Origin of the sequence: Yersinia ruckeri ATCC 29473 (assembly GCF_000754815.1) — a bacterium.
Taxonomy (GTDB): Bacteria; Pseudomonadota; Gammaproteobacteria; order Enterobacterales; family Enterobacteriaceae; genus Yersinia; species Yersinia ruckeri.
This window is the reverse complement of sequence record NZ_KN150747.1, coordinates 2214621-2229371: the sequence shown is the minus strand read 5'-3', so window position 1 is coordinate 2229371 and position 14751 is coordinate 2214621. Positions and strand designations below refer to the sequence as shown.

Below are 14751 nucleotides of genomic sequence, written 5' to 3'. Positions count from 1 at the left end.
CATGTTTAAATTTTTAAGTCGATGTCAGCGGTTAAATCAATATTAACAATGTGGGCGCAGAAATTCATAGAGCTGTCGTGATGAGTAGATCCATTTATGCGCCTGATTAACTGAAATTAAAGGCATCAAAGCATTGCAGATCAATACTTCGTCGGCATCTTGCAATGTTTCCAGCGGCTCAGACACGCAATGCAGTTTATATTTTGATGCAAATAACCGCGCCATTATGCGACGACGCATAATACCCGCCACACCGGACTGACTCAGATCTGGCGTAAACACCGTATCCCCTTTGCGCCAAAATAAATTGGCCGCACAGCATTCCACCAGGTGCCCAGCAGTGTCAAGCACCAGCGCTTCATCTGCGGTTGTCTGTTCAAGATGCGCACGAATTAACACTTGTTCCAACCGGTTAAGGTGTTTGATCCCCGCAAGCAGCGGATTTTGGGCCAAAGGGATCGGACTGAGAGCCAATGTTATCCCCTGCTCGCACCAAAGTGAATAATGAGCAGGATAATCACTAAGCGAAAGGATCCGCGTCGGATGCTCGCAGCCAACGCCGCTGTAGCCACGTCCACCACTGCCGCGCGTCAGGATCACTTTCACTACACCTTGTGCGGATTGGTGCGCCAGTTCGGTCATTTCCTGTTGGAGTAACGACCAGTCAATCGTCGGTAGTAGCAGACGCTCAGCCCCCTGCTGCAAACGTTGTATATGCATTGGCAACCAACATATCTGGCCATTGACTACCCGGGCGGTAGTAAAACAGCCGTCACCAAACTGTAAGCCTCTATCCGTTGCAGAAAGCTGGTCTTGCACAACACCATTAATCAGAAACATACCTAACTCTCTTTTGTATGACGCAGTTTAATATAATAGATATAGTGAATGCGGTGTATTCAGTTTACAGGTTCAGAGTTATCTTCCTGATTTTTCAGCGGACAGCATCATTCGGCGAGAGGCATAAAAAAACCCGGATAACCGGGTTTTTTATTATCTGTGCCGTAACAGCCGCAGTTACACTTTACGGAATACCAAAGAGCCGTTAGTGCCACCGAAACCAAACGAGTTACACAGGGTATATTCAAGATCAGAGACTTGACGAGCAGTATGCGCAACAAAATCCAAATCACAACCTTCATCCGGGTTATCCAGATTAATGGTTGGCGGAACAGCCTGATCGCGCAATGCCAGTATGGTAAAGATAGACTCTATCGCACCTGCTGCACCTAACAGGTGACCGGTCATAGATTTGGTTGAGCTAACCATAACTTTTCCAGCATCGGCACCAAATACTGATTTAACAGCCTGAGTTTCCGCTTTATCACCCGCTGGCGTTGAAGTGCCATGAGCATTGATATAGCCGATTTGCGAGGCCGTGATACCCGCGTCACGTAACGCATTCACCATTGCCAACGCTGCGCCGGCACCGTTTTCCGGTGGAGAGGTCATATGATAGGCATCGCTGCTCATACCAAAACCAACAACTTCTGCGTAGATTTTAGCGCCACGCTGCTTCGCGTGTTCGTATTCTTCCAGCACCATCATGCCAGCACCATCGCCCAGTACAAAACCGTCACGATCTGTATCCCATGGGCGGCTGGCCGCTTGTGGATTATCGTTACGGGTAGACAAGGCTCGCGCAGCACCGAAGCCGCCAACGCCTAATGGCGTACTGGCTTTCTCGGCACCACCGGCGACCATCACGTCAGCATCATTATAAGCAATGATACGGGCGGCATGGCCGATATTGTGCACACCAGAGGTACAGGCTGTCGCAATAGAAATACTCGGGCCGCGTAAACCAAACATAATGCTGAGGTGGCCCGCGATCATATTCACGATAGTAGAAGGCACGAAGAACGGGCTGATTTTCCGCGGCCCACCGTTAACCAGTGCGGTATGGTTTTCTTCGATCAGCCCCAGACCACCAATACCAGAACCGATAGCGGCTCCAATGCGGTCAGCGTTAGCTTCAGTCACTTCAAGACCGGAGTCTCGCATCGCCTGAATACCGGCGGCTATGCCGTACTGAATGAAGGCATCCATTTTGCGCGCATCTTTACGCGACATGTAGTCTTCACAGTTAAAATTTTGTACCAGTCCAGCAAATTTCGTCGCATAGGCGCTAGTATCAAAATGGTCGATCAGGCTAATGCCACTCTGCCCAGCAAGAACAGCATTCCAAGTGGATTCTACTGTATTACCGACAGGAGACAGCATGCCCAGTCCAGTTACAACAACTCGACGCTTAGACACGTTGGTCCTCCAAGGAGGGAAAATAAGACGTTGGGGCAAAAAAACTTAGGCGGTCGAATGACCGCCTAGATATGTTCGCTTACTGCTGACTAGCGTTGATAAAATCAATAGCTGCCTGAACAGTAGTGATTTTTTCTGCTTCTTCGTCTGGAATCTCGGTATCAAACTCTTCTTCCAGAGCCATGACCAGCTCAACGGTGTCAAGAGAATCAGCGCCAAGATCTTCTACGAAAGAAGCGTTGTTCAGTACTTCTTCCTGTTTAACACCAAGTTGTTCAACGATGATTTTCTTAACGCGTTCTTCGATAGTGCTCATACTCTTAAATTTCCTATCAAAACTCGCTTTCGCGATGGTTTTCGTAGTTTATAAAATGTTGAAAAAGATGCAACTAAATCTCGGCTGGTCGAACCACAAATTTACGTTATTTTGCGGTTTTACCCTCAAATAGCGTAAAAAGTCCGCTCAGCGCTTAAATCATGTACATGCCGCCATTGACATGTAATGTTTCACCCGAGATATAGCTGGCCTCGTCAGAGGCTAAAAATGCAACAGCGCTGGCAATTTCTTTTGCTTGCCCAAGCCGGTTAGCTGGTACCTGGGCCAAAATGCCTGCGCGTTGATCATCTGTCAACGCCGTCGTCATGTCCGTCTCAATAAAGCCAGGTGCCACAACGTTGACAGTAATGCCACGTGAAGCAACCTCACGCGCCAAAGACTTGCTAAAGCCAATCAGACCGGCTTTAGCTGCCGCGTAGTTAACCTGCCCTGCATTACCCATGGTTCCAACGACAGAACCTATGGTAATGATACGCCCAAACCGCTTTTTCATCATAGCGCGCATTACCGCTTTTGACAGGCGGAATACGGAAGTTAGATCAGTGTCAATAATATCTTGCCACTCTTCATCCTTCATACGCATCAGCAGGTTATCACGCGTAATACCGGCATTATTCACTAAAATGTCAACTTCGCCAAATTCAGCACGAATAGTTGCCAATACTTTTCCAATCGATTCAGGGTCAACAACGTTTAACTCTAAACCTTTACCCTTGCCACCCAAATAGGCGCTGATCGCTTCAGCCCCCTTTTCACTGGTCGCGGTACCAATAACCACAGCACCACGTTCGACCAATAATTCTGCAATAGCGCGGCCTATGCCACGGCTTGCGCCAGTTACCAGCGCAATTTTTCCTTCAAAGCTCATGCTACCCTCTTTATTATTGTTCAAGCGCAGCGGTCACTGTAGCGACATCGTTTACCGGTGCTGCCGCCAATGTATCCACGATACGCTTGGTCAGGCCAGTCAGGACTTTGCCTGGGCCAACCTCTAGCAGCAACTGCACGCCTTCTGCTGCGATCAATTCAACGCTTTCTGTCCAACGTACCGGATTATACAGCTGACGTACCAGCGCGCTACGAATAGCTTCTGGTGAAACTTCTGCTTCCACGTCTACGTTGTTGATTACCGGGAATAACGGTGCCTTGAATTCAATACGTTCCAATGCCACGGCCAGTTTGTCTGCCGCTGGTTTCATTAATGCACAATGAGACGGCACACTAACAGGTAAAGGTAACGCACGTTTGGCACCAGCCAGTTTACAAGCGGCACCGGCACGCTCAACGGCTTCTTTATTCCCGGCGATCACAACCTGACCTGGCGAGTTAAAGTTGACCGGTGAAACTACCTGCCCCTGAGCTGACTCTTCGCAGGCTTTGGCGATGGATTCATTATCCAGACCAATGATGGCCGACATGGCACCGGTACCTTCAGGCACCGCTTCCTGCATCAACTGGCCGCGCAACTCAACCAGCTTAACCGCCTGTTTGAAATCCAGTACGCCAGCACATACCAACGCTGAGTATTCACCCAGACTATGGCCAGCCATCATCGCGGGGGCTTTGCCGCCCTGTTGTTGCCAGACCTGCCAAATTGCCACTGATGCGGTCAGCAATGCAGGCTGGGTTTGCCAAGTTTTATTCAGTTCTTCTGTTGGCCCCTGTTGCACCAACTGCCACAAATCGTAGCCTAAAACAGAAGAAGCCTCACTGAAAGTTTCTTCAACTATCGGAAATTGTGCGGCTAAATCAGCCAGCATGCCAACAGTCTGAGACCCTTGGCCTGGAAATACCATTGCAAATTTCGACATTTTACTTTCCCGTTAAACAAAAGACTTCCTGTTAAATCAAAAACGAACCAGCGCAGAGCCCCAAGTAAAGCCACCGCCGAACGCTTCCAACAGCACCAATTGCCCACGTTGAATACGGCCATCTCGCACCGCTTCATCTAACGCTGAAGGGACGGATGCGGCAGAGGTGTTACCGTGACGATCAAGCGTGATCACCACTTTATCCAGCCCCATACCTAATTTTTTAGCCGTTGCACTAATGATTCGCAGATTGGCTTGATGTGGCACCAACCAGTCCAGCGCTGAACGATCCAGGCCATTGGCCTGCAAGGTTTCGTCCACAATGTGTGCCAGTTCGGTTACCGCCACTTTAAAGACTTCATTACCCGCCATGGTGACGTAGGCTGGTTGCGTCTGGTTTTCACGATCCTGGTAGGGTAAAGTCAGCAGCCCACCGTAAGTACCGTCGGCATGCAGATGCGTAGACAGGATGCCCGGTTCTTCAGAGGCACCCAACAATACTGCACCCGCACCATCACCAAACAGAATAATCGTGCCGCGATCCTGTGGATCCAGCGCACGGGACAAGGTGTCTGACCCAATCACCAACGCATGACGCACAGCACCACTTTTCACATATTGATCGGCAACGCTCAGCGCATAGGTAAAACCCGCGCAAGCTGCAGCCAAATCGAAAGCAGCGGCATCTTTAATACCCAACATCTGTTGCACCTGGCAAGCAGAGCTAGGGAATGCGTGACTTGAAGACGTGGTAGCAACAATGATCAGACCGACTTCGTCTTTGCTGACACCGGCCATTTCCAGCGCTTTTTCTGCCGCACAGAAAGCCATGGTAGCCACATTTTCATCTGGTGCTGCAATGCGGCGTTCGCGAATCCCAGTACGAGTTACGATCCACTCGTCGGTGGTTTCTACCATTTTTTCTAAATCAGCATTGCTGCGCACTTGTACGGGCAAATAGCTCCCCGTTCCGAGAATCTTTGTATACATGTACGTTCAGTCACTCTTGGGTAATACAGCTTCAAGGCGCGCGGCAATCCTTTCGGGAACTTGCCGCTGCACCGCCTGCACAGCCTGCTCTATTGCAACTGCAAACGCGCGTTGGTTCGCAGCGCCGTGGCTTTTGATTACGATGCCCCGTAATCCTAGCAGACATGCGCCATTATACTGGTCGGGGTTCAGATGGCCGAACCGCTTTGCCACCCGTTTTTGCAGCCAATGCCCCAGCAGTTTCAACCACCAGGACTTTTTAGTGTTTTCGCCCGATGACTTGAGCAGTGACAAGAACATTCTTATCACACCTTCCATGGTTTTAAGGGTGACGTTACCCACGAAGCCGTCACAAACCATTACATCGGTCTTTCCCGTTAGCAGGTCATTGCCTTCCAGATAGCCGATATAATTAATCGCCGGCGTATTTTTCAATATTGCGGCGGCTTCGCGGATATTATCTAAACCTTTGGTTTCTTCTTCACCAATATTCAGTAGCGCGACTCGGGGAGAAGCAATCCCCACCACTTCTTCCGCCATCACCGAACCCATGATGGCAAATTGCACCAGCATAGTGCTGTCGCATTCCACGTTCGCTCCCAAGTCCAACACTACCGTTTTACTGCGGCGCTGATTGGGAATGACCGTCATCAAAGCTGGGCGCTCTATTCCTTCCAGCGGCTTAATCATCAACTTTGCCAACCCCATCAACGCGCCGGTATTCCCCGCGCTGACACAAGCTTGAGCCTCACCATTTTTCACCAGATCCAATGCGATGCGCATCGATGTACCACGGCTGGCACGAATCGCTTGTGAGGGTTTAGCGTCGCTGGCAATAACATGCTCAGCGGGAATTACCTGCAACCTTTCCAGCAACAAAGGATCGGTGTGGGCAAGTAATGGAGTGATGGCGTCGGGATTGCCGACCAGCAGAAGCTTTAGCTGTGGATTAGAGGCCAGTGCCTGCAATGAAGCAGGCACTGTGACGCAGGGACCGAAGTCCCCACCCATTGCATCTAACGCTAGGGTTAGACAAGTCAAGGTATCGCCTTGCTAATGATTAGCAAGTACTACTCAGCCGATAACCTTGCGGCCGCGGTAGAAACCGTCGGCTGTGATGTGGTGACGCAGGTGAGTTTCACCGGAAGTTTTGTCCACAGACAGCGTGGCAGTGGTCAGAGCATCGTGTGAACGACGCATGCCACGTTTGGAACGAGTTGGTTTGTTCTGTTGTACGGCCATTGACCTTACTCCTTAATTACTTTTCTTTAAACTGGCTAATACGGCAAATGGATTCGGTTTCTCCACCTCTTCAGGCAGTTTACCAAATACCATGTCCGCCTCGGACACTTCACAGTGTTCAGATTCATGTACCGGAACGACAGGCAACGAAAGAATAATTTCGTCTTCAATCATTGCCAACAGATCAACTTCGCCAAATTCGTCGACTTCAATCGGTTCGTACGCTTCCGGTAATGCTTCAGCCTGCTCGTCATTGACGATCGGGCTAAAACAATATGTTGTGTGGACATGGTGTGCGAAAGTGCCACCACAGCGCTGACACATCAACGTTACGTCGACGTCCGCATGACCTGTAATAACTGCCAGGCGCTGATTATCGATATTAAACGATAAGGAGCCCACAACATCGCTGTCCACACTAACCACGGATTCGGCAACACGTGTAACTTGCTCAGGGGAATAGATACCTGCGTAATCTAATCGCTTCTGGGCAGTACGAACCGCATCAATGGTCAGGGGTAATTTTACTTTTTGCATAGGGCGCGCATATTAACTTTGTAACGACATAGAGTCAAAGAAAAAGGCCATTCAACCGCACCTTTCACCAATATTCGCTTCCACAGCGGCGGACAGTTTAAAATGCCTGATTAAATTACGCCACGGTTTATGGAAAATATTATGTCTCAGTTAGTTCTCGCATCCACTTCTTCTTATCGCAAAGCGTTGTTGGAAAAACTGCAACTGCCCTTTATTACTGCTTCGCCGGACATCGACGAAAGCCCACTGCCGGGGGAAAGTGCCACCGATTTGGTGATCAGACTCGCCGCTGCCAAAGCCAGCGCATTGGGCAACCAATTCCCGCAGCATTTAATTATCGGCTCAGATCAGGTGGGTGTTATTGATGGAAATATCACCGGTAAACCGCATCATTATGACAACGCATTTAAGCAACTACGACAAGCCAGTGGTCAATGTGTCACTTTTTATACCGGTTTGGCCGTATTAAATTCGGCCAATGGCAAAATAAATACTCAATGCGAAACCTTTAAAGTGTATTTCAGAGAACTGACTGATAAAGAAATAGACGGTTATTTAACCCTTGAACAACCGTGGAATTGTGCGGGGAGCTTTAAATGTGAAGGTTTGGGAATAAGTTTGTTTGAGCGATTAGAAGGCCGCGATCCCAATACCTTGATTGGTTTACCGCTGATTGCATTGAATCATATGCTGATGGCGCAGGGCGTAAATCCTCTGCTGCGCTGAACCATGGCGAAAATGATGTTGGCTGATCCGGCATCACACATTGCGGTATCATGCCGGATAATATTCTGATGCCGAATCATAGTTGAACGTCGGCGTGTTAAAACCACGCCGATTGATGATTATTTTGCTGGGGCATTCTTGCGCAACATCAACAGACAATGGCGCAGTTGGTTATCCAGTGGTGCTTCAATTCGCATGGTTTCGCCGGTATCAGGATGTGCAAAGCGTAATGCAGCGGCATGCAGGAATAGGCGGTGCAAGCCGGTGCCTTTCAGTTGCAGATCGAAATCACGGTCGCCGTAGCGGTCATCAAAAGCGATCGGATGACCCGCGTGAAGCGCATGCACACGAATTTGGTGAGTACGACCCGTGATCGGGCTGGCTTTGACCAATGTGCAATGTTCAAAGCGTTCTTCCACCTTAAAGCGGGTTTCTGACGGTTTGCCTTCACTGCTCACCTTCACGACCCGCTCGCCGCTTTGCATAATATTCTTCAGCAAGGGTGCCTGAACCGCTTTGCAGTGCGACTGCCACTGACCACGCACCAGCGCCAAATAATCCTTTTGCATACCTTTCAGTCGCAACTGTTCGTGCAACGATCGCAACGCCGACCGTTTTTTGGCCACTAACAGCACACCGGAGGTGTCGCGATCCAGACGGTGTACCAATTCAAGGAAGCGCGCCTCTGGCCGCAGCGCACGCAGCGCTTCAATCACACCGAAGCTCAAACCGCTGCCGCCATGAACCGCGGTACCTGACGGCTTATTCAGTACCAGCAAATAGTCATCTTCAAACAGGATACAGTCGGCCAGTGCCGCTACTTTATCCAGTTTCGCCGAAACCGGTGCGTCTTCACGCTCGGCAACGCGGACTGGAGGCACGCGCACTACATCACCGTCCGCCAGTTTATATTCGGGTTTAATGCGTCCTTTATTGACGCGTACTTCACCTTTTCGCACGATGCGGTAAATCATACTTTTTGGTACGCCTTTCAATTTGGCGAGTAAAAAGTTATCGATCCGCTGACCGGCTTCGTCGGCAGAAATGGTGATTAATTGAACGACTGGATTATCTGTTTTCATGGTGCGGGATTCTAATTACACCGAGGAATTAGCGCCACCTCTTTTTATGTGCTTAACTGTCAGTCTGACTATTGAAGAGAACGTTTGCGCACTATTTTTGTTTAATAACACAACAATACTCGCCATCACTGTGAACACAGTAAAATAATCTTTACTTAGACAGCTAAAGTCACCTTGCTATATCAGTATCAGCAATGGAATAATGCAGTCGATTCCGCGTTGATTCTCGTTAGACCAAGGGACTTGTGGAATAATCAGTTTGCCTGATCGCACAAAAACGCAGCAATGGCGTAAGACGTAATGTGAAATCAAGCAATTAGCGGGCTGCGGGTTGCAGCTTGGCCGGCAAATGGGATCAGATCTGTGGTCGTAAATTCAGAAACTGCCCTCTACTAAAAGCGCTGTTTTTCAGAAAGAAACACAGGCTTACCGAGATAATGCGCCCCTATGCAGGCGACAACCGTGAGGTTGACGGCTTTGCTAGAAGACTCGGGGTCATCGGTTTATCCGGCCATGAGGTTATTTTGCCCGCAGTTCTAACGCCAATGTAAAAATAACGAGTAAGTTAAGATGAAAAGAATGTTGATTAACGCAACTCAGCAGGAAGAGTTGCGTGTTGCCCTTGTAGATGGACAGCGGCTTTATGATCTGGATATTGAAAGTCCGGGCCATGAGCAAAAAAAAGCGAATATTTACAAAGGTAAAATCACCCGAATTGAGCCAAGCCTGGAAGCCGCCTTTGTTGATTACGGTGCTGAAAGACATGGTTTTCTTCCATTAAAAGAAATCTCTCGCGAGTACTTCCCAAGTCATTATTCTTCCCATGGCCGCCCGAACATCAAAGATGTATTGCGCGAAGGTCAGGAAGTTATTGTTCAGGTTGATAAAGAAGAACGTGGCAACAAAGGCGCAGCCTTGACCACGTTCATCAGTCTGGCGGGTAGCTATTTAGTTCTGATGCCAAATAACCCGCGTGCTGGTGGTATTTCTCGCCGCATCGAAGGTGATGACCGTACCGAACTGAAAGAAGCGCTTTCTTCATTGCAATTACCTGATGGCATGGGTCTGATTGTCCGCACCGCTGGCGTCGGCAAATCTGCCGATGCGTTGCAATGGGATTTGTCATTCCGCCTGAAACACTGGGACGCTATCAAGAAAGCCGCTGAAGGCCGTCCAGCGCCGTTCCTGATCCACCAGGAAAGTAACGTTATCGTCCGCGCTTTCCGTGACTATCTGCGGCCGGATATCGGTGAAATCCTGATCGATAATCCGAAGGTTCTCGATTTGGCCAAAGAACATATCGCCGCCTTGGGTCGTCCAGATTTCAGCAGCAAAATTAAATTGTACAGCGGCGAGATTCCGTTGTTCAGCCATTACCAGATTGAATCCCAGATTGAGTCTGCGTTCCAGCGTGAAGTGCGTCTGCCTTCCGGTGGTTCTATTGTTATCGATACCACTGAAGCACTGACCGCCATTGATATCAACTCAGCCCGCGCAACTCGCGGCGGTGATATCGAAGAAACCGCGTTTAATACCAACCTTGAAGCCGCTGATGAAATCGCTCGCCAATTACGTCTACGTGACCTGGGTGGATTGATTGTTATCGACTTTATCGATATGACGCCGGTTCGCCATCAGCGTGAAGTGGAAAATCGTTTACGTGATGCCGTCCGTCAGGATCGCGCCCGTATTCAGATCGGGCGTATTTCGCGCTTCGGTTTGTTGGAAATGTCTCGTCAGCGTCTCAGCCCGTCATTAGGTGAGTCCAGTCATCATGTGTGCCCACGTTGTAGCGGCACCGGTACTGTGCGTGATAACGAATCCTTGTCATTGTCCATTCTGCGTCTCATTGAAGAAGAAGCGCTGAAGGAAAACACCCATGAAGTTCACGCTATCGTTCCGGTACAGATTGCGTCCTATCTGCTGAATGAAAAACGTGAATCAGTTAATGCCATCGAGAAGCGTCAGGGCGGCGTGCGTGCGGTTATCGTGCCAAATGACCAGATGCAAACACCACATTACTCAGTACTGCGTGTACGTAAGGGCGAAGAAGTTCCAACCCTGAGCTACCTGCTACCAAAACTGCACGAAGAAGAAATGGCACAACCATTGGAAGAAGCGCCAATGGAACGCAAACGTCCGGAACAACCGGCACTGGCGACCTTCTCTCTACCAACCGAAGTTCCACCTGAAGCCGAGCCGGTAACCGTGGCTAAGCCAGTAGCACAGCCTGTCGCCGCCAGTGCAGCACAACCAGGTCTGTTCGGTCGCTTGATGAGCGGTTTGAAGAATCTGTTTGCCGCGCCAGCCGAAGCGGAAGTTAAACCGCAGGAAACCGAGAAAACCGAAAATACTGAAAACCGCCGTCAGGATCGTCGTAATCCGCGCCGCCAGAACAATGGCCGTAAAGATCGTGGCGATCGCACACCACGCGAAGGCCGTGAAAATCGCGAGAGCAACCGTGATAACAACACGTCGACCACTCGTGAGAATACCCGCGAGAATAATCGTGACGGTAATCGCGAAGGTCGTGAAGATCAACGTCGCAATCGTCGTTCAAACCAGCCGAATACTGCGGTAGAAACCGTTGTAGAAAATACTGAGAACGATAAAGCACAACGTGAAGGGCAGCAACCGCGCCGCGAACGAGGTGATCGTCAGCGCCGTCAACGTCAGGCTCCGCAGGAAGTGAAAGCGGTAGAAGTTATTGAAGTTGTTGGTGTAGTTGAATCGGTAATACCGACTGAAGCAGTGCAACCTGAGCAGGAAGAGCGCCAACAGGTTATGCAACGCCGTCAACGTCGTCAGTTGAACCAAAAAGTACGAATTCAGTCCGCCAACGACGAACTGAATCCGGTGGAAAGTACTGATAGCCCAACCACTGCGCCTGCTGCACTCATCGTTCAAGACGAAGTTAAACTGTTAGCACCATCCCCAGCGACTGCGGATGAAGAGAACAGTCACGAACGTTCGGCCAACAATGAGAATGGTATGCCGCGTCGCTCGCGTCGCTCACCGCGTCACCTGCGTGTGAGTGGTCAACGTCGCCGTCGCTATCGTGATGAGCGTTACCCGACCCAATCGGCTATGCCACTGGCGGGGGCTTTTGCATCACCGGAATTGGCATCAGGTAAAGTGTGGGTTCACTACCCTGTGACACCACCGCAGGAACAGCAAGTTGCTGAATCCACGATTGAAAATCTGACTGAAACTGCCGCTAACCTGGTTGCACCGATAGCTGCTGCGCAGCCTGAAATTGCTGCTGTGGCACCGGTAGTCGTAACTCCGGTCGCTGAAACCTCGGTTGAAACCGTGATAGCTGCACCAGTCGCATTCAAACATCAACCTGGCGGTTCTTCTTCATCTGCTGCCGCCGTACCGGGTCGTGCTCCGGTTGCTGCACCAGTCGTTGAGCCTGTTGTTGCTGAACCTATTGTTGCTGAACCTGTTGTTGCTGAACCTGTTGTCGCAACTCTGGAAACCGCAGTCGCACCAGCGGTCGAAACCGTGACTACCGAGTCAGTCATTGAGACTCCCGTCGTTGAAACACCGGCTGCTGAAGCGACTGAAGTTGCAATTGAAGCTGTGGTCGCACAAGAAGCCGTAGTTGAAGAAGCGGTAACCGAAACTGTTGTTATCCTGGAACCAGTAACAGCAGAAGTTGAAACTGCCGCGGCGGCACCAGCACTTGACGTTGTTGTGGAAAAGGTCACTGAAACTGTCGCGGCTGCAACGCCTATAGATAACGTTGTCGTGGCTGAAGAACCCGCAGCGGCCACCGTCATCACCGCTATCGTCACCCAGCCTGCGGATCATCCAGAAGGCGTGCGTTTTAAACATCACGCGTTTGCGCCAATGACCAAAGCACCGGCTTCAGTGGCATCAGCACCACAGGCTACAACTCAAGGTGAATGGCAACGCCCTTCCTTTGATTTTGCCGGTAAAGGCTCTGCTGGCGGACACGCTGCCATTAGCCAAGCAACGGCACCGGTTACCAAGCCGCAGTCCGTAAAGTAGCCCTTCAAGGTTACTGTTAACCGTGTAAATTAGAGTGACTAATATGGCCTGAGCGCTGTGCTTCACAGAACTCAGGCCTTTTCTTTTCCTGCCTTTTCCTACCAAGTAGTGAACCGGGTGATGTTCGACACGTTATCAATCCGTTCATTCTCAATCTGTCACATCCGTAATGTTTCTGTTTAATCACGGTGCTGACTGATAACTTTTGCCCAAGTTTAAATAAATAACTTCAGATCCAAAACCTTCCCGCTCACCCGCGTATTGGAAAATGCCAGATCAATAATTTGCCCTTCATGCTCACGCTGCCAATCTGGACCAGCCATAGTTCCACCACAGCTCTGGGGTTCAAAAACAACCAGCGTACTGAGATCCAACGCGTTGAGAGACTTTGGTGATGAATCATCTGCCGCGAGCCGCGACACTTTTTTATCCAGTTCATTTTTCGACTGGTTGAAATCACCGGCAACAAACAGCGGTTCATTGGGCTGAAACGCCATTTTCGTCACAGAATCCATCACACGGGTTAAATAATTTTGCCCATCGTCGTTACCTGGGTAATGAACGGAACCAACCATCAATGTATCAGAACCAATACGGGGTTCTGTCGCGGTCAAGCGTGCTAAAATAGCGGGTTTATTACGCCCAAGTTTAAAATTCACAATGTCTTTTCTTGGGTTTCTGATTTGCCATTTCGATTTGTCATAAATGATGGCACAGTGATCATTGTTATTGATTGCCGCCTCTTTATGAGAAATACAGGCAAATGAAGATTGAGAATTGGCGCTAACCTGTTTATTTAACGTATTAACAAACCATTCAGGCTCGGTGCATTCCTGCAATAAAATCACCTGATTTTGACTCAGCACTTGCAGTAAATCTGTATGCTTTGCTAACGTCGCTTTACGGCTATCCCAACTCATACTGCCCGAATTAAGCGAGTTAAACAGTTTTAACGCGCTAACGGCGGCACAATAAAAATCACTGGATGCGAAGTGCGGGTCCGTTTTCTGAACCTTAATCACCTCGTCAACTAAAGCTGCGCGTGCTTTTTTTCTGAGTTGTTCCTGAGCCGCTGGGGTTCGCTGTCTACTCGGTCTTAACACCGCATGGGTTGCTTCTACATATTCACGTTGAAGAAAATCAATCAATACCTGCTGTCCCAATCGGGTGCCAGAGTAAAAATCTGCGCGTCTCTCCGGGTGGCTAAATGATTCAGATCTGGCCAGTTCCGTGGCTAAATCTGAAAAATACCAGGTTCGGCTAAGAGCATCTTGGGCAGAGAAATATTCCAGTTTTTTACGCGAGAATAATGAGGAGACTACGTCATCCACAGTAATATTCTCGTAATTATTATTTCGGTGAATATCGGCTAGCATATTCCAACTGGTAATGGGTATGGCATCAGTATTACGCCCTACTTCGACCATAAAACTGACCGGTAAGTGATCAGAAATAACGGCCGGTTTATTGATTTCCGCCAGATGATCCAACTGCATACTGATCATCGCATTCGCGCCGACACACGTGGGATTCATCACTTTTTTAAGATGTTGATTTAAATAACGCCCAACTGAATCACCGCCTGTATTTTGTGCTGACGAAAAAAATCGGGGTTGTTCACCGGTGATATTGTTGACTGCGCTTAACGGCAGCGCTACATGGCCATGAAGATAATCCATCGCGGCCGTAGGCTGGAAAATCGGGGATAACGATATTTTCGTTGTATTGGCACTTATCATCTAAGGCTCCC

At 49.5% G+C, this 14751-nt stretch carries 13 protein-coding genes; 2 read left to right on the top strand and 11 right to left on the bottom strand.

Annotation, left to right across the window (positions count from 1 at the left end; genetic code table 11):
* Window positions 1–42: 42 nt before the first annotated feature.
* The 9 genes from pabC to yceD all read right to left on the bottom strand — a co-directional run bounded on the left by pabC (window position 43) and on the right by yceD (window position 7176).
* Entirely contained in the window at window positions 43–840 is a 798-nt protein-coding gene (gene pabC / locus DJ39_RS09880; protein WP_004719008.1) for an aminodeoxychorismate lyase, read from the bottom strand.
* 177 nt (window positions 841–1017) lie between these two features.
* A complete protein-coding gene (gene fabF, locus DJ39_RS09875; protein WP_038241627.1) occupies window positions 1018–2259 on the bottom strand; it encodes a beta-ketoacyl-ACP synthase II in 1242 nt (413 codons plus the stop codon).
* Between the two features lie 79 nt (window positions 2260–2338).
* Window positions 2339–2575, bottom strand: coding sequence for an acyl carrier protein (gene acpP, locus DJ39_RS09870; RefSeq protein ID WP_004719003.1), 237 nt, complete (start codon window positions 2573–2575; stop codon window positions 2339–2341).
* A gap of 154 nt (window positions 2576–2729) precedes the next feature.
* Window positions 2730–3464 carry a 3-oxoacyl-ACP reductase FabG gene (gene fabG / locus DJ39_RS09865; RefSeq protein WP_004719000.1) on the bottom strand — a complete coding sequence of 245 codons (735 nt, stop codon included), beginning with the start codon at window positions 3462–3464 and terminating at the stop codon, window positions 2730–2732.
* Between the two features lie 13 nt (window positions 3465–3477).
* Window positions 3478–4407, bottom strand: coding sequence for an ACP S-malonyltransferase (gene fabD / locus DJ39_RS09860; RefSeq protein WP_038241625.1), 930 nt, complete (start codon window positions 4405–4407; stop codon window positions 3478–3480).
* Between the two features lie 36 nt (window positions 4408–4443).
* Window positions 4444–5397: a beta-ketoacyl-ACP synthase III gene (locus DJ39_RS09855; protein ID WP_038241623.1), complete on the bottom strand. Its 954-nt coding sequence runs from the start codon at window positions 5395–5397 to the stop codon at window positions 4444–4446.
* Between the two features lie 6 nt (window positions 5398–5403).
* A complete protein-coding gene (gene plsX, locus DJ39_RS09850) occupies window positions 5404–6438 on the bottom strand; it encodes a phosphate acyltransferase PlsX (RefSeq protein ID WP_071665740.1) in 1035 nt (344 codons plus the stop codon).
* A gap of 33 nt (window positions 6439–6471) precedes the next feature.
* Window positions 6472–6639 carry a 50S ribosomal protein L32 gene (gene rpmF, locus DJ39_RS09845; protein ID WP_002210931.1) on the bottom strand — a complete coding sequence of 56 codons (168 nt, stop codon included), beginning with the start codon at window positions 6637–6639 and terminating at the stop codon, window positions 6472–6474.
* Between the two features lie 12 nt (window positions 6640–6651).
* Entirely contained in the window at window positions 6652–7176 is a 525-nt protein-coding gene (gene yceD / locus DJ39_RS09840) for a 23S rRNA accumulation protein YceD (RefSeq protein WP_004718993.1), read from the bottom strand.
* Between the two features lie 141 nt (window positions 7177–7317).
* On the opposite strand from yceD, the gene DJ39_RS09835 reads away from it, so the two are divergent.
* On the top strand, window positions 7318–7902 hold the full coding sequence (locus DJ39_RS09835; RefSeq protein ID WP_038241619.1) for a Maf family protein: 585 nt from the start codon (window positions 7318–7320) through the stop codon (window positions 7900–7902).
* Window positions 7903–8021: 119 nt separating this feature from the next.
* Here the strand turns inward: DJ39_RS09835 and rluC are convergent, their stop codons facing one another.
* Window positions 8022–8984 carry a 23S rRNA pseudouridine(955/2504/2580) synthase RluC gene (gene rluC, locus DJ39_RS09830; RefSeq protein ID WP_004718990.1) on the bottom strand — a complete coding sequence of 321 codons (963 nt, stop codon included), beginning with the start codon at window positions 8982–8984 and terminating at the stop codon, window positions 8022–8024.
* A gap of 570 nt (window positions 8985–9554) precedes the next feature.
* Here rluC and rne point away from each other — a divergent pair.
* Entirely contained in the window at window positions 9555–13001 is a 3447-nt protein-coding gene (gene rne, locus DJ39_RS09825) for a ribonuclease E (RefSeq protein ID WP_004718989.1), read from the top strand.
* Between the two features lie 215 nt (window positions 13002–13216).
* Here the strand turns inward: rne and DJ39_RS09820 are convergent, their stop codons facing one another.
* Window positions 13217–14740 carry an exonuclease/endonuclease/phosphatase family protein gene (locus tag DJ39_RS09820; RefSeq protein ID WP_004718988.1) on the bottom strand — a complete coding sequence of 508 codons (1524 nt, stop codon included), beginning with the start codon at window positions 14738–14740 and terminating at the stop codon, window positions 13217–13219.
* Window positions 14741–14751 lie beyond the last annotated feature (11 nt).

Coding starts and splice junctions, on each gene's coding strand:
- pabC (WP_004719008.1), bottom strand. CDS start 840: ATGTTTCTGATTAATGGTGTTGTGCAAGACCAGCTTTCTGCAACGGAT.
- acpP (WP_004719003.1), bottom strand. CDS start 2,575: ATGAGCACTATCGAAGAACGCGTTAAGAAAATCATCGTTGAACAACTT.
- fabG (WP_004719000.1), bottom strand. CDS start 3,464: ATGAGCTTTGAAGGAAAAATTGCGCTGGTAACTGGCGCAAGCCGTGGC.
- fabD (WP_038241625.1), bottom strand. CDS start 4,407: ATGTCGAAATTTGCAATGGTATTTCCAGGCCAAGGGTCTCAGACTGTT.
- DJ39_RS09855 (WP_038241623.1), bottom strand. CDS start 5,397: ATGTATACAAAGATTCTCGGAACGGGGAGCTATTTGCCCGTACAAGTG.
- rpmF (WP_002210931.1), bottom strand. CDS start 6,639: ATGGCCGTACAACAGAACAAACCAACTCGTTCCAAACGTGGCATGCGT.
- yceD (WP_004718993.1), bottom strand. CDS start 7,176: ATGCAAAAAGTAAAATTACCCCTGACCATTGATGCGGTTCGTACTGCC.
- DJ39_RS09835 (WP_038241619.1), top strand. CDS start 7,318: ATGTCTCAGTTAGTTCTCGCATCCACTTCTTCTTATCGCAAAGCGTTG.
- rluC (WP_004718990.1), bottom strand. CDS start 8,984: ATGAAAACAGATAATCCAGTCGTTCAATTAATCACCATTTCTGCCGAC.
- rne (WP_004718989.1), top strand. CDS start 9,555: ATGAAAAGAATGTTGATTAACGCAACTCAGCAGGAAGAGTTGCGTGTT.
- DJ39_RS09820 (WP_004718988.1), bottom strand. CDS start 14,740: ATGATAAGTGCCAATACAACGAAAATATCGTTATCCCCGATTTTCCAG.